The following is a 22,511-nucleotide window of genomic DNA, read 5'->3' as shown; positions in this document are numbered from 1 at the left end:
GGTAACTAAATAAAATTAGTCCTCTTCTTTCGTTTTATTATAGCCCACAACTAATCTAATTGCTAGTCTTGCAAATAAAATAATCGCAATAACAGTAACGATGTTAAATCCGTCCATAATGTTAAGATAAATAATTTCAACTAACTAAACATCATAATAAGAAGATATTACGAAGTTTTATTTTGTTATATTTATAATAAATAATTTTAAATACATGTTTTTTTGTGTAATTAAATAAGCAGCAATGCAACTAAGCCAGTTAAATTTTTGAAAATGAATTAACCTAGTTTACCATCGCCATCAATATCTTTACCAAGATGATTTTCTAATATTAAAAGGGTTTTTCTTAACAGTTTTTTAGTTTCATACAGTTCTTTTTCAAGAGAATTAACCTTTTCTTCTAGATCATCTGCCTTTTCGCATTGTTCTTCTATTTCACTTTGCTGAATTAAATCCCAAAAAATTCCCATATATTTATACTTAAATTTAGTTATTTCTTCAAAGTTAATTATTTTATATTTAGAATGATTGTTTAGAAGAAGTATTAAGTTTGTAACTTAATATAATGTGTATGAAAATTAATCAGCTTATTAAATTTGAACCTATTTTAAAGGATAAAATTTGGGGAGGAGAAAAGTTAGCAACTTTATTAAATAAACATTCAAAAAGCAAAGATATTGGCGAAAGTTGGGAGATTTCTGATGTTGAAGGCGATACGTCGATTGTAGTTAATGGCGCTTTAAAGGGTAAAAATCTAAAAGAACTAATTCTTAAATATACATCTGATTTAGTTGGCGATAAAATTTACGCTCATTTTGGAGAGAAGTTTCCGCTTTTAATTAAATTTATTGATGCAAAAGAAGCATTAAGTATACAATTACACCCAAATGATCAATTGGCACAAGAGCGTCATAACTCTTTTGGAAAAACAGAAATGTGGTATGTAATGCAAGCTGATAAAAATGCTAATTTAATTGTTGGTTTTCAAAAAGAGGTTTCACCAAAAGAATATATAAAACATTTAGATAACAAATCTTTATTAGATATTTTAAATGTAGATGAAGTGCAAAAAGGCGATGTATATTTTATTCCAACCGGAAGAGTACATGCAATTGGCGCAGGTGTTTTGTTGGCAGAAATTCAGCAAACATCAGATATTACGTACAGAATTTATGATTGGGACAGACCAAATCCAGATGGAACGTTTAGAGATTTGCACACAGAAGAAGCAATTGATGCCATCGATTATTCAGCAAAAGATTCTTACAAAACAGTGTATTCTAAAAATGAAAATGCTTCGTCAGAAATTGTTTCTTGTCAGTATTTTACAACCAATGTATTACCAATAAAAGGCGAGGTTTCTATCAATCATCAAGAAAAAGATAGTTTTGTAATTTATATGTGTGTAGAGGGTAATGTAACTTTTCAGTATGAAAATCAAACCGAAAAATTAAAGACAGGCGAAACTATTTTAGTGCCTGCTTGTATTAAAAACATTAAAATAATTGCTGATGAAGTATCAGAATTATTAGAAGTGTATATCAAATAAACCTTACAGAGTTATTAGGTAAAATAAAATTTTATTTAGATGAAAATAATTGCCATGATACCTGCACGTTATAGTGCAACCCGTTTTCCAGGAAAGTTAATGAAAGATTTAGGAGGAAAACCTGTTATTTTAAGAACTTACGAAGCCGCTCTAAATTCTAATTTGTTTGATGATGTATATATTGTTACAGATTCTGATATTATTTTTAAAACTATTAAAGATGTTGGCGGAAAAGCAATTATGAGCAAAAAAGAACATGAATGTGGTTCTGATAGAATTGCAGAAGCGGTTTTTGATATTGAAGCAGATATTGTAATTAATGTGCAAGGAGACGAACCTTTTATAGACGAAGTTTCGCTTTTTAAATTGATTGATGTTTTTAAAAAAGACAGTAAAAAAGAAATTGATTTGGCTTCTCTAAAAGTGCAAATTACAAACATAGAAGATATAGAGAATCCTAACAATGTAAAGGTAATTACCGATGTAAATAATTTGGCTATTTATTTTTCTAGAAGTGTTATTCCTTTTCATAGAGATCAAAACATTGATGTAAAATATTACAAACATAAGGGTGTTTATGCGTTTAGAAAACAGGCTTTAATTGATTTTTATCATACACCAATTACACCTTTAGAAGCATCAGAAAAAATTGAAGCGATTCGATATCAAGAAATTGGAAAAAAAATAAAAATGGTAGAAACGGATGTAGAAGCTGTAGGAATCGATACGCCAGAAGATTTAGAAAAAGCAATAAAATATTTAAATAAATAATGAATTCTAAAATTAAAGTAATCGCATTTGATGCCGATGATACTTTGTGGGTAAATGAAACCTATTTTAGAGAGGCAGAAAAAGAGTTTGCAAAACTTTTATCGGCATATGAAACCGAAAATAAAATAGATCAAGAGCTTTTTAAAACCGAAATTAAAAATTTATCTATTTATGGCTACGGAATTAAAGGCTTCGTTTTGTCTATGGTTGAATGTGCTTTAGAACTTTCTAATTATCAATTAGATCAAAAATCGTTAGAAAAGATCTTAAATATTGGTAAAGAAATGTTAGAAAAACCAATTGAATTGTTGGTAGGTATAGAAGATGTTTTGCAATCTTTACAAGGTAAATATAAGTTAGTTGTTGCCACAAAAGGCGATTTGTTAGATCAAGAGCGTAAGTTAGAAAAGTCGAATTTACTCAAGTATTTTCATCACATAGAAGTTATGAGTGATAAAAAAGAGAAAGATTATCAGAAATTGATACGACATTTAGATATTCATCCATCAGAATTTTTAATGATTGGTAATTCTTTAAAATCGGACGTATTGCCTTTATTGGCAATTGGTTCATCGGCAATTCATGTTCCTTTTCATACAACTTGGGCACACGAAAACGTGCCAAAAGAACAAGAATCTGCAACCACATATCTTACTGTTCTAAATATTAAGCAAGTATTGCCTTATTTAGAATAAATAGATTACTTTTGCATCGTTAAAATAAAATAAATTATGTCAAGTATAAAAAACTTAAAAAAAGATATCAATTACGTTTTGGGTGATGTTATAGAATATGCAATTGATGTTGCAGCTCTAAAAAATCAACAAAAAGAAGGTAATATAATTATTGATGAAGCTATTGAAACATTTGATGCTCTAATTGTTAGTGTAAATACAAAAAAAGTTCAAAATAAAAAAGCTCATTTCAAAGCGATAAACGCAGATTTAGAAGTTAAAGCTAAAGGTTTAGTAGAAAAAATTAATAGTTTATAAATTTAACAATTTCTAAACAAAATTTTAAGACCAACATTTGTAAAAGATGTTGGTTTTTTTATTAAATTTGATTTATATACTAAAATGATTTAGTTTACGTTCTAATAATAAACAATTTAATTTTTTAAAGATGGCTAGAGCAATGTTTGAGTACACGATAACTGTGCTAAAAAAAGTGAGCTTTAATTCAGATTTATTTTGTAAAGAATTAGGAAAAGCTTTAAAAATGCTGTTACCTTTCGAGATAAAAGAGTTAACAATTTGGTTAAAACAATTTACAGCAAACAAGCCAGAATTGTTTGTTTGTATGAGATTAATAGAATAAAAAAAAGGAGGCAATTATTGCTTCCTTTTTTTTATGTTTTTAAAATATTTGTTTTAATCTTTTTTATGTCTGTATTTAGACATTAATTTTCTACCAAACTCCATTTCTGCAACATGGAGTTGTATTATTTTTTTGAACGAAATTACCTGTTTTACTTTACTAACAAAATCTTTTTGAGATTCGTGTAATTGTCTATCAATAGATAATTTTAGCATTACTAATTTTTCGGCATCCGTTTCATTTAAAGCTTCAACTTCATCACTATTTTTTAGAGATTTTTTTAGTTCAGATCTTTGTTTGCTTCTTAACGCTTGCTGCTCTTGATCATAAGCATTGTAAATTGGCCAAAACTTTTGTGCCTCTTCTGGTGTTAAGTTTAATTTCTCTGTTAAGTAAGATATTTTAAGAGCTTTAATTTTTTCTCTAGCGGCTTCGTTATGCTGAGCAGAAATAGAAAGCATACAAAAAAAGCTAATACATATAAAGGTTATTAAATTTTTCATGGTCTAAATTTTTAATTTATTTCATTAAATAAAGCGATGTTATCTATAGAGTTTATATAATCTTCTATAGTCTCATCTTTAATTGTAGTAAAATAGAAGTCATTTTCTTCTAAAAGATCATCTTCTAAAACAATACTTATATCGTTTGTAAAAAGTGTATTAGAATCAAGCCAATATTCAATCTCAACATCAGAGAGTGAATCCATAGTAAGTTCTTCATCAGTCTTAAAGACAAAAGAATTTAAGCCTATAAATAAAATAATAGAAGCAGCGGCTGCGTAAGGAATCAATTTTAAAACTCTGTCTTTAAAAGAAATAATTTTAACTTCTTTTGCTGATGGTAAAACTTTTGATAAAACACTGTTTTCTATTGTGTTAAAATAGTTATCAGGCGTTTTAAAACCATTTTCTTTAGGAAGTTTTTTTTCTGATAATTTTGCGTCAATAACAGCTTCTAATTTATTAAAATAATCTGCAGGAGTTGAAAAACCAGTATTTATGCAAGTTTTTTTACTGATGTAATTTACGCTATTTTTAATTTCTTTATCCATTATTACTTAGACCTTTACTTTATATAAAGGTTTAATTTGTTTGTGTTTTTATATAATTTTCAATTTTTTTAACTGCATGAAAATAAGAAGCTTTTAATGCTCCAACAGAAGTTTCTAAAATTTCTGACATTTCATTATATTTTATTTCATCAAAATATTTCATGTTAAAAACCAATTGCTGTTTTTGAGGTAGCGTTGCGATGGCTTTTTGTAAAATAACTTGAATTTCATTGCCTGTAAAGTAGATGTCACTTTCTAAAGTAGATGCAAGTTGTTGATGATAATCAGAGATATCAACACTTCTATCTTTTGCTCTTTTGTTGATAAAGGTAATAGATTCGTTCGTAGCAATTCTATACATCCAAGAATAGAGTTTACTTTGCTCGTTAAATTTATCTATATTTTTAAATATTTTGATAAAAGTATTTTGCAAGACATCATCTGCATCGTCATGACTAATGACAATTTTACGAATGTGCCAATATAAGCGTTCTTTGTATTTCGAAATTAGTAATCGAAACGCTTTTTCTTTGGTTTTATTGTTTTTAAGTTCTGCTATAAAAGTAATCTCGTCAGTCAAAAAACATTGTTTTAAGTTAGACAGAAAAAAAGTATAAAGGTTTAATTAAAGTTTTGTTTTAACTATTGTTTTTAGTTCTAGTTCTAGAGTATCCAAACAAACGTTTTTGTTTAATTGTATCAGCAATTCCGGCTGGCAACATTTCTTCCCATCCTTTTTCGCCATCCATAATCATTTTTAAAACAGTTCTAGAAAAGATGTCTAAAATATCTTTATCAAAATCTTTAATGTCTAAAAGTTTTCCATTATTTTTAAAGTACTTATAAAGTTCCTTCATTCTTGGATGTACTTTTAAGTTTTCGCTATTTATATATTCGCCAGAAGCTTGGTTAAGATAAGGATACATGTATACCTTTAGGTCTCGATAAAATAATTTACCAAAAGCTTCTAATACGCCACCGCTTAAGTCTCTATAATATTTTTCGTCAAAAATCTGAATGAGGTTATAGACTCCCATTGCTAAAGCCATTCTTTCTTTAGTAAATTCACTAAAATATTCTACCAATTTAAAGTATTGTTGAAAACTGGTAATCAGTACATTCTGACCTAAAGAACACAGTAACTCTGCTCTATCAAGAAAATCTCTTTCATTAATTTTACCTTCATTGGTTAAATTACTTAAAGTGATTTCGAATATAATTTGAGTATTTTTCTCTTCTACTTTATTTTCTGCTAAAAACATTTTTTTAGACAGTTCAAACATATCCATATTAACCTTTGTAACGGGTCTAAAACTACCACGTAAGGCTAAAATATTTTTTTTATACAGTACTTGTGCAGGTAATAAATTGTTTCCGTCCGGACCGAACATTACGGCATTTGTCATTCCATTTTTAAGTAATTGTAGACTCATTAATCTGTTGTCTACATACATAAAACGTGGGCCAGAGAAATTAACCATATCAATCTCTATTTGATGATTTCCTAAGTTATCATAAAAAGATTTTACCAATTCTTTTGGACTATCATTTAAATAAAAAGCGCCATAAATAAGATTTACACCCAGAGCACCAAGCGTTTCTTGTTGTAAACGAGCATCCGTTTCTTTAAAACGCAAGTGTAAAACAATTTCATTATAGCCTTCTAAAGGATCTAATTGAAAGCGAATACCAACCCAACCATGACCTTTAAATTGTCTAGCAAAATCGATCGTAGTTACCGTATTTGCATAACTAAAGAATAATTTATCTGGATGTTTTTGTCTGCTTAATCTATCTTCAATTAAATCAATTTCGTGGCGTAACATGGTCTGTAAACGCGGTTGTGTAACATAACGTTTGTCTTCTTCCATACCATAAATAGCATCAGAAAAATCTTTATCATAAGCACTCATTGCTTTTGCAATTGTACCAGAAGCAGCACCAGATCTAAAAAAATTACGTGCAGTTTCTTGACCTGCACCAATTTCTGCAAAAGTTCCGTAAATATCTGTGTTTAAATTTATTCTTAATGCTTTACTCTTAATAGTTGGTACGCTACTAATTTCTTGATCTCCTCTTAAAGAAATTGCCATATATGGATGTTTTAAATCTTAACAAATGTAAGGAATTACAATACTATCAGTCAATTTTTATCTTACTTTTGTTTTAATGAAAAATGATAAAAAACTCTTAAAGATTACTTTTTTAGGCACAGGCACTTCGCAAGGAATACCAATGATAGCGAGTAAAGACCCTGTTTGCCTGTCTAAAGACCAAAAAGACAAACGTTTACGTTCTTCTATTTTAATTTCTTGGGATGAAGTTTCTTATATAATTGATTGTGGTCCAGATTTTAGACAACAAATGTTGCGAGAAAATGTAGAATTAGTGAATGGCGTTTTATTTACGCACGAGCACTCAGATCATACAGCAGGTATCGATGATTTGCGACCTTTTTGTTATAAAATTGGTGAGATGCCTATTTATTTAAATCAGAAAACATTGCAAAGTCTAGAAAAGCGTTTCGAGTACATTTTTAGCAAAGAAAATAGATATCCAGGAGCGCCAAGTGTACAACCTACAATTGTAAATAACTTACCTTTTACAATTGATGGAGTTCAAGTTATCCCTATTGACGTAATGCATGGTAATTTACCTGTAGTAGCTTATAGGTTTCAAGATTTTGCATATTTAACAGATGTAAAATCGATTGTAAAATCAGAAAAAGAAAAACTTAAAAACTTAGATGTTTTAGTCATAAATGCATTGCGCCAAGAGGCGCATCCAACCCACTTTAATTTAGAAGAAGCATTAGAATTTGTAAAAGAAATTAAACCTAAAAAAGCATATTTTACCCATATTAGTCATAAATTAGGTTTTCATTCTCATGTTTCTAAAACACTACCTAAAAATGTTTTTTTAGCCTATGATGGCTTAAAATTAAGTATTTAGATTTGATAAATTATTTTTTAATGTATATTTGTCTGTAACACTAGCTTTTTTAGCTCAAAAAATTTACTAGCACTAATTAAAAATTGATTCCCTATGGCCAAAGACCCTCAACAAGAAAACGAAGGAGAAATAAAACAACAGCAACAAGTTGATACTAGAATAGCAGCAGTAAGAGACCTTATTTTTGGTGAAAATATTTTACAATATAATACGGAATTTGCAGATGTTTACGATAAATTAAAAGCATTAGAAAATCAAACAAAAAGTAATTTAGCAGAATCTGTTTCTCAACTTGAAAACAAATTAGCAGATTTAGAAAGCTTAATGGATCATAAATTTCAAGATTTAAGCGAAGATCTAGACAGAAGATTGGCAGATTTAGATGACGAAAAAGCAGATAGAAGAAAACTTGGTAAAGCCTTAGAGAAAATAGCATTGATGTTGCAAGAATAGATGGAGAAAACGACTGTAGATCATAAAGACAATCGTTTTGAGTTACTCAAAGAACTTCTTTTAGCTGATGACAGAAAAGACTTTAATATATTAAGAGATGAATACCTTGAACGTGAAAAGTTTAAGGTTAAAGTTGCTCCTGTAGTCGACGAAAAAATAGAAGATTTAAAAGAGAATTTTCCTAAATATTTTGGTAAAACCATTACAGAAACTATTAAAATTCAAATTAGAGATTCTCAAGACGAAGTAGTAGAAGCACTTTACCCAATTATGGGTAAGTTGGTTAAGAAATTTATTATTGCAGAAATCACTAAACTTACAGAAAGTATCAATCAAACAATTAACGATAAGTTTTCTATTTCACAAATTATAAAACGCTTATTTAAAGGTAAAAGAACCGATGCAGATGATGTTTTGCAAGAAGTTTTTGAGCCAATTATAGAAGAAGTTTTTGTCATCAATAAAGATTCTGGTTTATTAGCAGGTAATTATTCTAGAGGTAATATTGCCGATAAAGACATGGTTTCGGGCATGTTAACAGCTATTAAGTCTTTTGCAAAAGACTCTTTTTCTAAAGACGGTCAAGATATAGAAGATATTAAATTTGAAAACTTCCAATTATCTATTCAAAATTTTAAAACAATTTATATTGCAATTGCTACATCCGGAGTAATAAGTTCAGATTTTGAAGAAGAGCTACTCGATAATATTAATAATTTAGCAGAAATTATTTTAAGAGATAGAAGTTACCTCACAGATGAAGAAAAACTAAATAGTATCATTCAAAAAACACTAATTAAAACCGAATAAAGTTTATTCAAACTCACTTAATGATTGCAAAAAAAGTTTTATTGGTAGGAAATTTTGGAGTCGGGAAAACTTCGTTAATAAGAAGGTTTGTTCTCAATGAATTTTCTGAAGAATATATTAGTACAATAGGCGTAAGAGTTAGTTCAAAAATTATAAAAATTGATACCGAAGAAATTAAGCTATTAATTTGGGATGTTGCAGGCACAAGTGCCGATGAAAAAGTACCCAAAGCTTATTTTTTAGGATCAAGTGCTGCAATGTTCGTTTTTGACTTAAGCAGAGAGGAAACTTATAATAATATAAAAAACCAAGTAGATATTGTTAAGCAGTTATCTGGTTTAGGTACTATTACAGTTGTTGGAAATAAGAAAGATTTAGTTACTTTCAAAGAAATTGAACAACTTAAAAAGACGATTTCTATTTCTATAGACCTTATTACAAGTGCAAAAGATGATGAAAATGTAGAGGATGCATTTAAAGAACTTGCAAAACAATCCCTAAACTAAAATCAATTGACAATTTCAAAAATAGAACATTTTTTTATTGAAGTAACAACAAATCATGCAGCAGTTGTTACTAAAATTGTATCAGGAAAATTTGCTTTTAATGAATTTGAGTTGCATCAATCCATATACGCTGTCTGCCCTTTTTTAGAAGGTACTTTAGAAGCACTTAAAATAAATGACCCTTTTTTAATGGAGGCAATGGTTGTTGTTTCTGATAATAAAGAATATAATGTTGATGTTGAATTATTGAAATCTGATAAAGAAGTTTTTGTATTAATTCATAACAGAACTAATGTTTATAAATATGCCTCACAATTAAACCAAAATAGAAATGATCTTTTTTTCTTAAAAAGAGAACTAAATGAAAAAAATATTGAGCTTGACAAATTAAGAAAAATAGCAGACAAAGCAAATGAAGAAAAATCGCGTTTTTTGGCGATGATGAGTCACGAAGTTAGAAATCCTTTAAATGTTATTCTTGGCTATACAGAGTTAATTAATGAAGAAGAAGTTTCTAAAAAGGTAAAAGAGCATTTAAAATATTTAACAATTTCTGGTAAAAATTTAAAAGTAATTGTTGATGATATTTTAGATTTATCAAGAGTAGAAGCGGGTAAATTGCAGTTAAGTAATTCGCCTATAGAATTGATTGCCATTATAGAACAGCTTAAAAATAATTATAAAAGTAGCCATAGAGACTTAGACATAAACTTAATGTTTTCTTGCTCAAAAAAATTACCAAAATTTGTTTTAGGTGATGATGTTAGACTTCTTCAAATACTAACTAATTTAATAAATAATTCTATTAAATTTACCCAAAAAGGAACTGTTTCAACATTTGTTGATCTAATTTCTTTGGATAAAAAAAATGTAAAAATTTCTTTTAAAGTTACGGATACAGGAAGAGGAATGACAAAAAGTCAAGCAGCTTCTGTTTTTGAAGAGTACCAACAAAACGAATTGGATGATAATCGAATTCATAAAGGCGCAGGTTTAGGTTTGGCAATTGTAAAACGTTTGGTTTCTGCCATGAACGGTACAATTTCTGTAACTAGTAAAATTGATGTTGGTACTACTTTTCAAATTGATATTCCTTTTCAAATTGATGATTCAATTTTTGATGAAGAAAATCTATCAGAAGAAATTATCGAAAAAAATTATATAGTAGGCAGTAAAATTTTAGTTGCTGATGATAATTTCTTAAATAGAACCATTGTTGCTCATATTTTAAAAAAGGAAAAAGCTAATTATACACTGGTAAAAGATGGGTTAGAAGCGCTTTTAGAAATGCAAAAAGAAACTTTTGATCTTGTTTTGTTAGATATTAATATGCCAAACCTTTCTGGGGAAGATTTAATAAAACAGAAACTAGCGTATCAAAAATCGAATTCTAAAACGCCAATTTTGGCTTTAACAGGCAATAGTTCTGTGCAAGATATTAAAGGGTATCTCAAAATTGGTTTTAAAGATGTTATTCCTAAACCATTTACTAGCGTTCAATTTGTGTCGTTGTTAAATAAAAATTTAAGTTCTAAAGTTTAGTAGCTGAAGTTTATTATTTTAAGTTTCACTAAAGTAAACTATTGTTAAATTTTATGGTTATTACTAATCATCAATACTTTGACCCACTAAAATTGAGAACTTCCAACTAGTATCATCAGATTTAATATTTTGAGTTTGTTTTAATAATACTCCAATAGTTTGCTCTTTTGGATCCGCAAAATATTGAGTGTTAAAATAACCACCCCAACTAAATGTTCCGCTGCTCCCATTTCCACCTAAACCTTCACCTTTATCACTTTGAACCATAAAAGCTAAGCCATAAAATTCTTTTGGATCTTTTCCCCACAATTCACCAATTTGATTAGACATAATCATTTCTATGGTTGTTCTGCTTAGTAATCTAATTCCGTTTAATTCGCCATTATTCAAATACATTTGTAAAAACTTAGCATAGTCTTCTGCCGTGCTTGAAAGGCCAGCTCCACCAGAAAAAAATGTTCTAGCACCTTTAATTGGGTAGTTTGGGTCATAAAATGTAGTTGGATAATTTATCCATTTACCGTCCTTTTTCGTTTGCACCGAAACGAGTCTGTCTTCTTTAGATTTTGGTAAATAAAAAGCGGTATTAGTCATTTTAAGTGGTTCAAAAATGTGTGTTTGTAAGTAAGCATCAAAAGTTTCACCTGATATTATTTCTATAAAATATCCAAGTACATCATAGCTTTCGCTATACGTAAATTCATCGCCTGGATTATGATGAAGAGGAAGTAATGCCAATTTTTTGATATTGTCGGCAATACTAATTTTTTCTGTAGTAAATAAATCGATGATTCCTGCATCTTTATATATTTTTTTAAATCGATCATCGCCATCAATTACTCCATAACCAATGCCCGAAGTATGTGTAAGAAGATGTCTAATACTTATTTCTCTAATAGCTGGTTTAGTGGTAAAAGTTCCATCAGCTAATACAGAATCTAAAACTTGCGGATTTTTAAATTCAGGGATATATTTTGAAATTGGGTCATCTAATTTAAATCTACCTTCTTCCCACAGCATCATTACGGCTGTTGCTGTGATCGCTTTAGATTGTGATGCTAAACGAAAAATAGCATCTTTTTTTAGCGTTTGTTGTGTTTTAGCATCTGCTGTTCCAAAAGCTTTGTGGTATATAATTTTACCGTTTCTTGCTACTAAAGCTACAACACCGGGTAAATTGCCGTCTTTAATAGCCTTTAAACACATGCTGTCAATTCTAGCCAATCTTTCTTCTGATACACCAACCTCTGATGCATTTCCATACGTTAACGCATGAGGATTTTGAATTGATTTTGTTTGTGCTTGTGATAAAAAACAACTTAGTACTAAAATTATAATAAATAAAATTCGGTGTGTGTATTTTAGTTTCATGGTTGTTTTTAGCGGTTATGACGAACGTCAAATTTGGTTAATTTATACTTTTATCTAATTTTTTGCTAACGCGGTACTTCTTAATTTATCATTAAAAATGTTGAAGTAAGAATTTAGACATTAACAGAGGTTACTTCATTTAAACAGGGAGTTTAAATTTATATAACTGTTATAAAATCATTTTTGTATTGAATCTAGTTCAGTATTAGTGATTTATATCAGCATTTAGCGAAGTTAAATTTTTTAAAAGTAATAACCTAAAAAGAATATTTTTTTTTACAAACGTTTTTCAATCCAAGTTTTAAAACTATAAAAGTTTTGTGGCGCTACTCCATGACCAACAGGATATTCTGAATATTCATTTTGGAAACCTAATTTATCTAAAAAAGGTCTACTTTTTCTCGCCCATTCTATTGGTAAAACTTGATCAACAGAACCATGAGAGCAATAGTAATTGGTTTGTATTTCTTTTGAAATTTCTTTTGGAAGTAATTCAGTGTTTATGTAACCACTTAAAGCAATTACATTTTTAACTTTATTAGGGTAAAAGAAGCTTAAAGAATAGCTTAAAATAGCGCCTTGACTAAAACCTAGTAAAAAAGTTTTATTAGGATCTGTTTTGTATTTCTGTTTTATTTCATCAATAAAAACAGCAATGATGTCAAGCGAAGTTTTGGCTTGTTTTAAATCAGAAAATTTACCTTTTACATCATCAAAATTAATTGCATACCAGGCATAACCGCCGTAACCCATCTCGTAAGGTGCTTGTGCGCTTACAATTAATAACTCATCTGGCAATTCTTCGGCAAAAGAAAACAAATCTTCTTTATTGCTTCCGTAGCCATGCAATAAAATTAATAAAGGCGGATTTTGAGTTTTATTTTTAGGTTCTCGTACAATATATTCTAACTTCATAAATGCTTTTATATCAATAAATTAAAAATTTTTAAACCAATTTTGAAATTGTTGACCAACATAAGGTACTAATTTTTCTTCGCCTTTTACCGCTCCAATAAAACCAATTACCCATAATATCGCTATTAAAATAAAAGCAACATAACTAGCAGTTGTTCCCAAAAAATCATACACAATATATTTATTTATCATTGTTAAAAGAAAAATACCAATCATTTGTCTAATGTGAAAACTAGTAAAAGAATTTTTCTTACTATTATTCATGAAAAATGCAATAATAGTTCCAAAAACGGTAATATAACTAATAATTGCAGCTGTTTTACCTTCTTTAACTGTATAATTTTCCATTGGTCTTTAGTTTATAATTAATTGATTATTGGCAAATATACCATATACTTTTCCTTTTAATCTTTTGTTGATAAAAGCGCTATTCTTAGAGGTTGATAAAATGTCTTTACTTGCAAAAATCACTTCAGTTTCTGGATTAAAAAGTGTAATATCAGCAAAATTTCCTTCTTTAATCGAATGATTTTCAATTTTAAAAATTGCTTTTGGTTTCGTTGTAAAACAATCAATGAAATCCGCTAAATCTAGCACAGAATTTACCGCACCAAATGCAGATTCTAATCCGATTACACCATCTTTAGCTTCGCTGAATTCTACTTTTTTATGTTCAATGTCAATAGGATTATGATCTGAGGTTATAATATCGATAACACCAGTTTCAACACCTTTTTGCAACGCTTTTAGATCCTCTTTCGTTCTTAAAGGCGGATTTGTTTTAAAGTTACTATCAAAAGCATGTAATTCATCATCTGTTAAAACCAAATGATGCGCCGCAACGCTACATGTAACTTTTAATCCTTTCTTTTTAGCTTCTTTAATTAAGTTTACAGATTTTGTTGTTGAAATTGTTGGGATATGTAACTTTCCTCCAGTGTATTCTAATAAAAATAAATCTCTAGAAATTTGAATGTGTTCTGCTAACGCAGGATTTCCTTTCAATCCTAATTTTGTGCTATTAATTCCTTCATTTGCAATTCCATCGCCAGCAATTGCGTTGTTTTTTGGAAAACTTAACACCAAGCCATCAAAATTTTGGGCGTACAAGAGGGCAATTTTCATCAAATTATCATTTTCGATGGGTTTGTTGTAATCTCCAAAAGCAATTGCTCCAGATTGTTGCATGTCATACATTTCTGAAATCTCTAATCCGTCGCTATTCTTTGTTAAGGCTGCAATTGGATATAGTTTTGTAGCAGAATTGAATGCTTTGCTGATTAAAAACTCAACATCAGATTTAGAATCAATAACAGGGTTTGTGTTTGAGTTTACGGCGATTGATGTAAATCCGCTTTTTGCGGCAACTTGCAAACCATGTTTTATAGTTTCTCTCTCTTCAAAACCAGGTTCTCCAAGAGAAACACTCGTGTCAAACCAGCCGCAAGAAACATGTAGGTTTTCAAGTTCAATAACTGTATAAGTATCTTTGTTTTGAATAGAATCGGCTATTTTTTCAAGCTTTCCATCACTAATTAAAATATCCTTTTTTTGGTTGTGATAAGGACTCGTTGCATCTATAATCGTTGCGTTTTTAAGAAGTGTACTCATGGTTTATAGAATTTTAAAATCAAAATTTCTAAGAGCAAAGATACAATTGCCAACGACAAAAACCATTTCCATAGCCAATGAACTTCGTTATTTTCGTTCAAATCTTCAAAAACAGTTGCAATAGAAGTAGAAATATTCATATTCTCGTTGGTTTCTTTTAATGAATTTAAGTCCATAAAATTGAGTAAACTTTCCTCTTTTGGAGTGTTAAAAGCAAGTGTTTGAATCGTGTCTTTTTTTCTTAGGATGTAATAAAAACCAGCATTATTGGGTTGGTCTTTAGTACTAATTGTTACTTTATTTTGAAATGTTTGTTGATCAGGAATAAAGTAAGATTCCGAATTTGAGATGTTTAAAATTTCATCTTTTTCCAAATTCGTTTCAATATCAATTTTATTTTCGGCATCTAAATAATAGTATAATTTAGAATGTTTAAAGCTCATTTTCCCGAAATTATAGAAAACAGGCACAATTAAAGGCGAATTAAGGAAGTTGCTATTGTTTTTGTTAATAGCACTTGAAAATAAATAAATACTATTTTCAGAGGCTTTAATTTGACTAATAAAAGGCAAGTTATTATCGAAAGAAACAATTTTACTGCTGTTTTTTGATGAGATAGGATAGTGGCTTTGTGTTTTTGGATATTGAAAATTACTTACTTTATTCTGAAAAACATTTTTAAATAAGGGATGCTCATAATTAATCGTTGTGATTTTTAAAGTGTCCAAAATTTTAGATTCTATTTTTGAGCTGCCAATCTTTTTAAGAAAATTATTATAAGATTTTATCTCAGAATTCTCATTCGGAATGATAACAATATTGCCACCTTTAGTAGAGAAGTTTAAAATGCTTTTTGATAAAGTTTCTGGTATTTTTTCTAATTCATTTAAGACAATTAATTGCTGTTTTTGAATGGAATTATAATTCACATTTTGTAGTGAAGATTGTGTAAAATTAAACTCATCTTCTGTGTAAATTTTTGACAAGAAATTAGCCTCATTTCCAATACTTAAAACACTTACTTTTTTAGTAGTATTTAAGCTAAAGTAAAAAGTATTATCAAACGAAAAAGTGTCGTTAAAAGTGATTTGTATTTTACCCAAAAAATCAGTTTGATTCTCAATAATAAAAGGCACCGTTTCTAGAGCGTCTTTTTTAATAGAGTAGGACTGTTTACTAATTAATTTTGTATTGTTAAAAAGGGCAATAGGAATATTTTTTTTCGCTTCACCTTGGTTTTTAACGATAACATTTATAGTAAAATTATTGGTATTTCTATTGCTGATAAAAACACTGTCTATAGAAATATTGGTTTTTGTGCTTGGTGTTAGTTTTATAGCAGAAAAAACAGGTGTTACATTTGTAAACTTATCATTGTAATAACATTGGTAATCAGATATTAATATGTTTTTAATTAAAGTATTTGTTTCATTAAATGTAAGGTTGTTTATTTTTAAGAAAATGCTATTAAAATCTAGTTTTTTAGAAGTATTTCTAACTTTTAGCAATTCGTTTTTTAATTCAGAATAGGAAATATCTTTATAGAAATCTGTATTCGTTTGTAAAGAATAGATATCTTTTTTAGAAGCATTTTTAATAATTTCTTGGGCTGCTATTTGTAATAAATTTCCTTTTTCACCTTCCGTATTAGTGCTTAAAGAATTGTCTAAATAGATAAAAGTGTGCTGGTTTTTAGATGTGTTTTTATTGCTGAAATAAGGTTGTGAGAACGCGAATAGTATCGCAGAAAATAAAAGCATTCTGGTGCACAGAATTAACCATTTTTTTATACGAGAACTCTTACGGGTTTCTTGCACTAATTTCTGCAAAAAAGCAACGTTTGTAAACGGTACTTTTACAAATTTTTGTAATTGAAAAAGGTGTACTAAAATTGGTATAATTAGTAGTGCTAAAAAGTATAATACCTCTGGGTTTTTAAATTGCATTAAATAGTAAAATTAGTATTTAGCAGGTCCAATATTTTCTGAACTTTTTTTGATAAAAACACGTAAATCTTCGTTTGATTTTTCTAAATCTACTTTACGCAAATACATCATATGGCCGCTTCTATATCCTTTAAAAGTCATTCTATTTTTCATTTTTCCACTAGGATCAATTTTCCCCATTGTGTATTTTGCAACAGAATATGTAGTTGCTCCATCATAATATCCAGACTGCACCAAAACTTGTAAATATGGATTTTGCGCCATGGCTTGACGTAGATTTTCACGAGCATCTTCGTTTTCGAAATCCCAATTGCCAACAGGACCAAACATGTTGTATTTTACATCCGTTTTAAAGTTTAAGATATTTTGTGTGTAGTAATTCATAGCTGGTGTAAACGAATGCAACCAAGAGGTTAATTCTGGGCTGTAATCCGGACTTGTCCCTATTTCCTCTCTATCAATTCCTAAATACCTGCTATCTAAACGGCCAATCGTTTTTCCGTTTGTATCACGTAAAAGTTCTTTCCAGAAAAAACTTGGTTTCATTTCTAAATTTTGCTGTAACAAAACGCTTTTTTTAATTCCCGTGAAGCGCGCCATTTTATCAGCAACACGATTCCGTTCTTCCGCAGTGATATTTCCTCCTTTTGAGATGGCTGGAAGTAATTCATTATAAGAAAAAAGCTCTGCTTCTGGTAAAATTTCTTCTAAATCTTTTTGTTGTAAATCTGCTGGCAACATTTTATGATACCACGCAGTTGCTGTAAAATAAGGTAAATTCATTGCCAAATCTTCTGAAGCACCAGACCTTATAATTTTATAATCAGCAGGCGAAACCATAATTACGCCATTTAAATACATCCACTGTCTGCTTTGCAATTCGTTTGCTAATTGCATTACACGTGTTCCACCATAACTTTCACCAATAATATATTTTGGAGATAACCAACGATTATTTCGAGTCATAAAGGTTGTTAACCAATCTGCTAAATACTTTGCATCCGCATTAACACCGAAGAAATATTTTTCATCTACTTTTTGTCCTTTTTCTACAACAGGACGCGAATACCCTGTATTTACTGGATTTATAAAAACAATATCTGCAACATCTAACACAGAATACGGATTGTCTTGAATTCCGTAAGGCTGAATTGGATTTCCTTCTTCATCAATCTTTAAAATTTTTGGACCTGTGTAGGCAATGTGCATCCAAACCGATGCAGAACCAGGACCTCCATTAAAAGACATGATTAAAGGTCTTTTAGAGCTGTCTTTAACATCTGTTCTCGTATAATACGTGTAATATAAGGACGCAACAACTTTTCCGTTGCTGTCCCAAACGGGTTGCATACCTGTTTTAGCTTTATAAGGTACGGTTACTCCTTTAATAACTACTGAATTCGTGGTTACTACGGTTGTGTCAATCGGAATTCTGCTGTCTTGTGCAATAAACGTGTAACTTATAAAGACGATGATAAAAAAGATATATTTTTTCATTTGATAAAAGTTTGGAAAGACCAATTTATTACAATTAACGCAATTAAAAAAAAGTTGTTCATTTCTAATTAAAACTTTTCAAAAACTCCTAATCCAAATAAAGCAAAATCATATTTTACAGGATCTTTTTTATCTAATTTACGCAAGTTTTTATCTAATTCAGAAAGTGCTTTCCAGTCATTTTGTGTTCTTAAAAGCAGTTTTAATTTTCTTGCAACATTGCCAGAATGCACATCTAAAGGGCAGGATAAGTTTGCAGGATTATGCGTTTGCCAAAGTCCAAAATCAACACCAGCTTTGTCATTTCTAACCATCCATCTTAAAAACATGTTTATGCGTTTTGCCGCCGAGTTTTTTAACGGATCAGAAATATGTTTTTGAGTTCTTTGTTGATGTTCAACCTCAAAAAAAACAGCTTTAAATTGGTGAATTGCTGTTTGATACGTTGTTGATTTGTCTTTGATAGCGAGTGCGTTTTCTAAACCACCGTGATTTAGATAAACATGTTGCAGCGATTTAATAAACTGTTGAAAATCGATATAATTAAAAGTTCTATGTACAAAATTTTGGAATGCTTTTAAATCTTTTTCTTGATGATTTAAAATAAAATCGTGAGGAGAATTGTCGAGCAATTCCATCATTTTGTAAGAATTTTTAATAATCATCGTTCTATTTCCCCAAGAAATAGTAGCTGTTAAAAAAGCAGCAATTTCAATATCTTCTTTTTTAGAAAATTGATGTGGAATTTGAATAGGGTCGGACTCAATAAATTTTGGATTATTGTATAAAATTACCTTTTCATCTAAAAATTCTTTGAGTTCTTTTTGTTTCATTAAAAATTAAATTATTTTGCCGTCAATCATGGTTAGTTTTCTATCAGCCATTGCTGCAAGTTCTTCGTTATGAGTAACCAAAACAAAAGTTTGACCAAATTCATCACGTAATTTAAAAAATAGTTCGTGTAAATTTTTGGCTGATTCGCTGTCTAAATTTCCACTAGGTTCATCCGCTAAAATAACAGATGGATTGTTAATCAACGCTCTTGCAACGGCAACTCGCTGTTGTTCACCTCCAGAAAGCTCATTGGGTTTATGATGTATTCTGTGCGATAATCCTAAAAATTCTAAAAGTTCTTTAGCTTTTGTTTCTGCTTCTTTTTTAGATTTTTTTCCTATAAATGCAGGAATACAAACATTTTCTAAAGCAGAAAATTCTGGTAATAATTGATGAAATTGAAAGATAAAACCAATATGATTATTTCTAAAGTTCGATAATTCTTTATCAGAAAGATTTTTAAGAGAAATATCATTAATTGATAACTCAAAATCTTGCTCTTTTAATGGCTTGTCTAAAGTGCCCAATATTTGTAGTAAAGTTGTTTTTCCTGCTCCAGAAGGACCAACAATAGCCACGATTTCACCTTTTTTGATGTGTAAATCAAGGCCTTTTAAAACTTGAACATCACCATAATATTTATGGATATTTTTTGTAGTAATCATAAGAAATATATCTAACTACGAAAGTATAAAAAAACAAATATACTTAGGGAAGTATATGTATTAATATTAAAAAGTGGGTTAATAATTAAGGTAATAAAATGTATTTTCTCTACTTTATGTAGCACAACGATATTGAAAGTATTCAATATTTTTAGCAAAGAAAAATATATTAAAATTCACTAACAATGATTTTTTAAAGATGAAACCGCTTCATTTATAGTTTATTAACTTTTTTTTAGAATCCATTTCACTAAGATTAATTATTAAATAATCTCAATTAACAAGAAAAAGTATTAACTATTTAAGCGCTTAAATTATTTTATGAAATAATGTGTAAATTTTTGCCTTTGAATTTGTATTTTTGAACGTTTTTAAAAGAGATACTGATGAATTTACACGAATATCAAGGAAAAGAAATTTTAAACAGCTTTGGAGTTAGAATTCAAAGAGGAATTGTAGCAAGTAGCCATAAAGAAGCTGTAGATGCGGCAAAACAGTTAACTGCAGAAACTGGTACAAGTTGGTACGTAGTTAAAGCCCAAGTTCACGCAGGTGGTCGTGGAAAAGGAGGTGGAGTTAAGTTGGCAAAAAACTTAGCGGAAGTAGAAAAAATCTCTAACGAGATTATTGGCATGATGTTAATTACGCCTCAAACTTCTGCAGAAGGTAAAAAAGTAAATCAGGTTTTAATTTGTGAGGATGTATATTATCCTGGAGATTCTGAACCAGAAGAATATTATATGTCTGTGCTTTTAAACAGAGCAACAGGTAAAAATATGATTATGTATTCTACGGAAGGTGGAATGGATATCGAAACGGTGGCAGAAAATACTCCGCATTTAATTTTTACAGAAGAAATTGATCCTTTATTAGGTATCATGCCTTTTCAAGCGCGTAAAATAGCTTTTAATTTAGGCTTATCAGGAACTGCTTTTAAAGAAATGACAAAGTTTGTTACCAATTTATACCAAGCATACATTGGTTCAGATTCTTCAATGTTTGAGATTAATCCTGTATTAAAAACTTCGGATGATAAAATTATGGCAGTTGATGCTAAGGTTTCTTTGGATGAAAACGCATTATATAGACACAGAGATTACGCAGCAATGCGTGATTTACGTGAAGAAAACCCAATTGAGGTTGAAGCAAAAGCGGCTGGTTTAAACTATGTAGATTTAGACGGAAACGTTGGTTGTATGGTTAACGGAGCTGGTTTAGCAATGGGAACAATGGATTTAATTAAAGAATCTGGAGGAGAACCTGCTAACTTCTTAGACGTTGGTGGTACTGCAGATGCAGCTAGAGTTGAAACTGCTTTTGGTATTATCTTAAAAGACCCAAATGTTAAAGCAATTTTAGTAAATATTTTTGGAGGTATTGTACGTTGTGATAGAGTTGCACAAGGTGTTGTAGATGCTTACAAAAGTATGGGAGACAAAATTAATGTGCCAATTATTTGTAGATTACAAGGTACAAATGCTAAAGAAGCAAAAGAATTAATAGATAATTCTGGAATGAAAATTATTTCTGCAACAGAATTTCAAGAAGCTGCAGATAAAGTTCAAGCAGTTTTAGAAGCGTCTTAGTTTTTGTCTATATATATTTAAAAACGCCTTACATCTGTAAGGCGTTTTTTTATGGAGTTTTTTTAGTATTCAATATTATAAAAAAGTAACAACTTCTTTAATAAACGTTATTCTGATGCATAAGAATGAAGAGAATACTAAATTATAAAAACTTTATATACTGTATTAAATAAACAATAACAACACTTATAGCTAAACCAAAGGATACTTTGCTTAAATCTTTAAAGATTAGTTTGGATGAGTTTTTAACATTCTTCTTATTTAAAAGATAGTTAATAGCCATTTCACGACCTGCTAAAACTCCAATAAACGTCCAAGTTGTGCTCATTGGTATCGAGTTATAATTACCGTAAATAAATAGAATAATACCGTAACATAAATCAATTAAAGTTGCTGAACGTATGTTACCTGCATTCACTTTTTTATTTACAATTTCTTGTATTTTTCCACCTTTGCTTTTAAATATATAAGCCATAATAGATAGAATTAAAGCAAGTGCTAATAACAATTCTGTCAAAGATAATTTTCTAGGTAAGAACACAAAGATATTTGCAAAATCCTGAATTAACCATTGAGACCAAAGAAAAGCAGTAGAAACCCACTGAGCAGCTACCCAAAATTTTATGTTTTTACTTGCCTCTAAATTGGCAATCGATTTTTTAGATTCAAAACTCTTTGCAATTACCAAGTAAATAAGAAATGCAGAAATAACGGCAATTCCGTATCCATAAACAGATTTAATAATCATTTTTTCAATGATTTGTTGGCTCGAAAAAATGCTAAGAATCATAAAAGTAGTACTCACAGGAATCCCAAAACGTGTAATAATTAACAAAGCCAGCGGCGCAATTAAATGCCACCACATTATTTTTTCTGGCAACGGAATATTACCTAATCTTTGGTAAGAAACATCGCCATTGTAAAAATACCAGCCATACACTAAAGTTGCAGTTAGAATCACAGATGCAAACGTCCATAAAATGGCCCAATGTGTTTTTTTATTTGAAGTTAAGAAGGTTCCCAGCGTCTGAATAACATCATTCCCTATTACAGAATAGACTGCAAATAAAAATCCAACATACATTATTAATACTTCCATAGTGGTAATCGAATAATTTTGGGCGCAAAAATA

General features: G+C 29.5%; 25 protein-coding genes. 11 read left to right on the top strand and 14 right to left on the bottom strand.

Annotated elements, in window-relative coordinates; genetic code table 11:
- Positions 1-278: 278 nt before the first annotated feature.
- Positions 279-470, bottom strand: coding sequence for a hypothetical protein (locus BTO16_RS06480; RefSeq protein WP_105020811.1), 192 nt, complete (start codon positions 468-470; stop codon positions 279-281).
- 101 nt (positions 471-571) lie between these two features.
- Here BTO16_RS06480 and BTO16_RS06475 point away from each other — a divergent pair, with 101 nt between their 5' ends.
- From BTO16_RS06475 to BTO16_RS06455, 5 genes are all read left to right on the top strand, one after another.
- A complete protein-coding gene (locus tag BTO16_RS06475; RefSeq protein ID WP_105020810.1) occupies positions 572-1,549 on the top strand; it encodes a type I phosphomannose isomerase catalytic subunit in 978 nt (325 codons plus the stop codon).
- Between the two features lie 39 nt (positions 1,550-1,588).
- Positions 1,589-2,320, top strand: coding sequence for a 3-deoxy-manno-octulosonate cytidylyltransferase (gene kdsB, locus BTO16_RS06470; RefSeq protein ID WP_105020809.1), 732 nt, complete (start codon positions 1,589-1,591; stop codon positions 2,318-2,320).
- Entirely contained in the window at positions 2,320-3,015 is a 696-nt protein-coding gene (locus tag BTO16_RS06465; protein ID WP_105020808.1) for an HAD family hydrolase, read from the top strand. The genes kdsB and BTO16_RS06465 overlap by 1 nt, the downstream gene beginning before the upstream one ends.
- 36 nt (positions 3,016-3,051) lie before the next feature.
- Positions 3,052-3,312 (top strand): hypothetical protein, encoded by a 261-nt coding sequence (locus BTO16_RS06460; protein ID WP_105020807.1) that lies wholly within the window; start codon positions 3,052-3,054, stop codon positions 3,310-3,312.
- A gap of 130 nt (positions 3,313-3,442) precedes the next feature.
- Positions 3,443-3,637: a hypothetical protein gene (locus tag BTO16_RS06455; protein WP_105020806.1), complete on the top strand. Its 195-nt coding sequence runs from the start codon at positions 3,443-3,445 to the stop codon at positions 3,635-3,637.
- Between the two features lie 53 nt (positions 3,638-3,690).
- Here BTO16_RS06455 and BTO16_RS06450 read toward each other — a convergent pair whose 3' ends face one another.
- Genes BTO16_RS06450 through BTO16_RS06435 form a run of 4 tightly spaced genes read right to left on the bottom strand, consistent with a single transcriptional unit; the run spans position 3,691 to position 6,784 of the window.
- The gene (locus tag BTO16_RS06450; RefSeq protein WP_146105348.1) at positions 3,691-4,140 is read right to left on the bottom strand and encodes a hypothetical protein; all 450 of its coding nucleotides are present in this window, start codon (positions 4,138-4,140) and stop codon (positions 3,691-3,693) included.
- Between the two features lie 11 nt (positions 4,141-4,151).
- A complete protein-coding gene (locus BTO16_RS06445) occupies positions 4,152-4,691 on the bottom strand; it encodes a hypothetical protein (protein ID WP_105020804.1) in 540 nt (179 codons plus the stop codon).
- 31 nt (positions 4,692-4,722) lie between these two features.
- Positions 4,723-5,271 carry an RNA polymerase sigma factor gene (locus tag BTO16_RS06440; protein WP_105020803.1) on the bottom strand — a complete coding sequence of 183 codons (549 nt, stop codon included), beginning with the start codon at positions 5,269-5,271 and terminating at the stop codon, positions 4,723-4,725.
- Positions 5,272-5,329: 58 nt separating this feature from the next.
- Positions 5,330-6,784: a nicotinate-nucleotide adenylyltransferase gene (locus BTO16_RS06435; RefSeq protein ID WP_105020802.1), complete on the bottom strand. Its 1,455-nt coding sequence runs from the start codon at positions 6,782-6,784 to the stop codon at positions 5,330-5,332.
- Between the two features lie 76 nt (positions 6,785-6,860).
- On the opposite strand from BTO16_RS06435, the gene BTO16_RS06430 reads away from it, so the two are divergent.
- From BTO16_RS06430 to BTO16_RS06410, 5 genes are all read left to right on the top strand, one after another.
- Positions 6,861-7,643, top strand: a complete 783-nt coding sequence (locus BTO16_RS06430; RefSeq protein ID WP_105020801.1) for an MBL fold metallo-hydrolase — start codon at positions 6,861-6,863, stop codon at positions 7,641-7,643.
- A gap of 93 nt (positions 7,644-7,736) precedes the next feature.
- Complete coding sequence (locus BTO16_RS06425) at positions 7,737-8,096, top strand: hypothetical protein (protein WP_105020800.1); 360 nt, start codon at positions 7,737-7,739, stop codon at positions 8,094-8,096.
- The gene (locus BTO16_RS06420; RefSeq protein ID WP_105020799.1) at positions 8,097-8,906 is read left to right on the top strand and encodes a cell envelope biogenesis protein OmpA; all 810 of its coding nucleotides are present in this window, start codon (positions 8,097-8,099) and stop codon (positions 8,904-8,906) included.
- Complete coding sequence (locus tag BTO16_RS06415) at positions 8,903-9,412, top strand: Rab family GTPase (protein ID WP_317045804.1); 510 nt, start codon at positions 8,903-8,905, stop codon at positions 9,410-9,412. The genes BTO16_RS06420 and BTO16_RS06415 overlap by 4 nt, the downstream gene beginning before the upstream one ends.
- Positions 9,413-9,418: 6 nt before the next feature.
- Positions 9,419-10,954, top strand: coding sequence for an ATP-binding response regulator (locus BTO16_RS06410; RefSeq protein WP_105020797.1), 1,536 nt, complete (start codon positions 9,419-9,421; stop codon positions 10,952-10,954).
- A gap of 63 nt (positions 10,955-11,017) precedes the next feature.
- On the opposite strand, the gene BTO16_RS06405 is transcribed toward BTO16_RS06410, so the two are convergent.
- The 8 genes from BTO16_RS06405 to BTO16_RS06370 form a co-directional block, all read right to left on the bottom strand.
- Positions 11,018-12,325, bottom strand: a complete 1,308-nt coding sequence (locus tag BTO16_RS06405) for a serine hydrolase domain-containing protein (RefSeq protein WP_105020796.1) — start codon at positions 12,323-12,325, stop codon at positions 11,018-11,020.
- Between the two features lie 276 nt (positions 12,326-12,601).
- Positions 12,602-13,240, bottom strand: coding sequence for an alpha/beta hydrolase (locus BTO16_RS06400; protein WP_105020795.1), 639 nt, complete (start codon positions 13,238-13,240; stop codon positions 12,602-12,604).
- Between the two features lie 21 nt (positions 13,241-13,261).
- Positions 13,262-13,588, bottom strand: coding sequence for a hypothetical protein (locus BTO16_RS06395; RefSeq protein ID WP_105020794.1), 327 nt, complete (start codon positions 13,586-13,588; stop codon positions 13,262-13,264).
- Between the two features lie 6 nt (positions 13,589-13,594).
- A complete protein-coding gene (locus BTO16_RS06390) occupies positions 13,595-14,851 on the bottom strand; it encodes a dihydroorotase (RefSeq protein ID WP_105020793.1) in 1,257 nt (418 codons plus the stop codon).
- Positions 14,848-16,797: a BatA domain-containing protein gene (locus BTO16_RS06385; protein WP_105020792.1), complete on the bottom strand. Its 1,950-nt coding sequence runs from the start codon at positions 16,795-16,797 to the stop codon at positions 14,848-14,850. The genes BTO16_RS06390 and BTO16_RS06385 overlap by 4 nt, the downstream gene beginning before the upstream one ends.
- Positions 16,798-16,809: 12 nt before the next feature.
- Positions 16,810-18,294, bottom strand: coding sequence for a S10 family peptidase (locus BTO16_RS06380; RefSeq protein WP_105020791.1), 1,485 nt, complete (start codon positions 18,292-18,294; stop codon positions 16,810-16,812).
- A gap of 68 nt (positions 18,295-18,362) precedes the next feature.
- Positions 18,363-19,127: a TIGR02757 family protein gene (locus BTO16_RS06375; RefSeq protein WP_105020790.1), complete on the bottom strand. Its 765-nt coding sequence runs from the start codon at positions 19,125-19,127 to the stop codon at positions 18,363-18,365.
- A gap of 6 nt (positions 19,128-19,133) precedes the next feature.
- Positions 19,134-19,793 (bottom strand): ABC transporter ATP-binding protein, encoded by a 660-nt coding sequence (locus BTO16_RS06370; protein WP_105020789.1) that lies wholly within the window; start codon positions 19,791-19,793, stop codon positions 19,134-19,136.
- A 386-nt stretch (positions 19,794-20,179) separates the two neighbouring features.
- Between BTO16_RS06370 and sucC the strand changes: the two genes are divergently transcribed.
- On the top strand, positions 20,180-21,379 hold the full coding sequence (gene sucC, locus BTO16_RS06365) for an ADP-forming succinate--CoA ligase subunit beta (protein WP_105020788.1): 1,200 nt from the start codon (positions 20,180-20,182) through the stop codon (positions 21,377-21,379).
- Between the two features lie 142 nt (positions 21,380-21,521).
- Here the strand turns inward: sucC and BTO16_RS06360 are convergent, their stop codons facing one another.
- Positions 21,522-22,478, bottom strand: coding sequence for a hypothetical protein (locus BTO16_RS06360; RefSeq protein WP_105020787.1), 957 nt, complete (start codon positions 22,476-22,478; stop codon positions 21,522-21,524).
- Positions 22,479-22,511: the final 33 nt, after the last annotated feature.

It is taken from the genome of Polaribacter glomeratus (assembly GCF_002954665.1).
In the GTDB taxonomy this organism is placed as follows: domain Bacteria; phylum Bacteroidota; class Bacteroidia; order Flavobacteriales; family Flavobacteriaceae; genus Polaribacter; species Polaribacter glomeratus.
This window is presented reverse-complemented; position numbering and strand designations above follow the sequence as displayed.

Excerpts from the sequence above, each read along its gene's own strand:
- BTO16_RS06445 (WP_105020804.1), bottom strand. The coding sequence starts at position 4,691 with ATGGATAAAGAAATTAAAAATAGCGTAAATTACATCAGTAAAAAAACT.
- kdsB (WP_105020809.1), top strand. The coding sequence starts at position 1,589 with ATGAAAATAATTGCCATGATACCTGCACGTTATAGTGCAACCCGTTTT.
- BTO16_RS06400 (WP_105020795.1), bottom strand. The coding sequence starts at position 13,240 with ATGAAGTTAGAATATATTGTACGAGAACCTAAAAATAAAACTCAAAAT.
- BTO16_RS06380 (WP_105020791.1), bottom strand. The coding sequence starts at position 18,294 with ATGAAAAAATATATCTTTTTTATCATCGTCTTTATAAGTTACACGTTT.
- BTO16_RS06405 (WP_105020796.1), bottom strand. The coding sequence starts at position 12,325 with ATGAAACTAAAATACACACACCGAATTTTATTTATTATAATTTTAGTA.
- BTO16_RS06420 (WP_105020799.1), top strand. The coding sequence starts at position 8,097 with ATGGAGAAAACGACTGTAGATCATAAAGACAATCGTTTTGAGTTACTC.
- sucC (WP_105020788.1), top strand. The coding sequence starts at position 20,180 with ATGAATTTACACGAATATCAAGGAAAAGAAATTTTAAACAGCTTTGGA.
- BTO16_RS06425 (WP_105020800.1), top strand. The coding sequence starts at position 7,737 with ATGGCCAAAGACCCTCAACAAGAAAACGAAGGAGAAATAAAACAACAG.
- BTO16_RS06460 (WP_105020807.1), top strand. The coding sequence starts at position 3,052 with ATGTCAAGTATAAAAAACTTAAAAAAAGATATCAATTACGTTTTGGGT.
- BTO16_RS06475 (WP_105020810.1), top strand. The coding sequence starts at position 572 with ATGAAAATTAATCAGCTTATTAAATTTGAACCTATTTTAAAGGATAAA.
- BTO16_RS06450 (WP_146105348.1), bottom strand. The coding sequence starts at position 4,140 with ATGAAAAATTTAATAACCTTTATATGTATTAGCTTTTTTTGTATGCTT.
- BTO16_RS06430 (WP_105020801.1), top strand. The coding sequence starts at position 6,861 with ATGAAAAATGATAAAAAACTCTTAAAGATTACTTTTTTAGGCACAGGC.
- BTO16_RS06375 (WP_105020790.1), bottom strand. The coding sequence starts at position 19,127 with ATGAAACAAAAAGAACTCAAAGAATTTTTAGATGAAAAGGTAATTTTA.
- BTO16_RS06360 (WP_105020787.1), bottom strand. The coding sequence starts at position 22,478 with ATGGAAGTATTAATAATGTATGTTGGATTTTTATTTGCAGTCTATTCT.
- BTO16_RS06435 (WP_105020802.1), bottom strand. The coding sequence starts at position 6,784 with ATGGCAATTTCTTTAAGAGGAGATCAAGAAATTAGTAGCGTACCAACT.
- BTO16_RS06370 (WP_105020789.1), bottom strand. The coding sequence starts at position 19,793 with ATGATTACTACAAAAAATATCCATAAATATTATGGTGATGTTCAAGTT.
- BTO16_RS06395 (WP_105020794.1), bottom strand. The coding sequence starts at position 13,588 with ATGGAAAATTATACAGTTAAAGAAGGTAAAACAGCTGCAATTATTAGT.
- BTO16_RS06455 (WP_105020806.1), top strand. The coding sequence starts at position 3,443 with ATGGCTAGAGCAATGTTTGAGTACACGATAACTGTGCTAAAAAAAGTG.
- BTO16_RS06480 (WP_105020811.1), bottom strand. The coding sequence starts at position 470 with ATGGGAATTTTTTGGGATTTAATTCAGCAAAGTGAAATAGAAGAACAA.
- BTO16_RS06385 (WP_105020792.1), bottom strand. The coding sequence starts at position 16,797 with ATGCAATTTAAAAACCCAGAGGTATTATACTTTTTAGCACTACTAATT.
- BTO16_RS06390 (WP_105020793.1), bottom strand. The coding sequence starts at position 14,851 with ATGAGTACACTTCTTAAAAACGCAACGATTATAGATGCAACGAGTCCT.
- BTO16_RS06465 (WP_105020808.1), top strand. The coding sequence starts at position 2,320 with ATGAATTCTAAAATTAAAGTAATCGCATTTGATGCCGATGATACTTTG.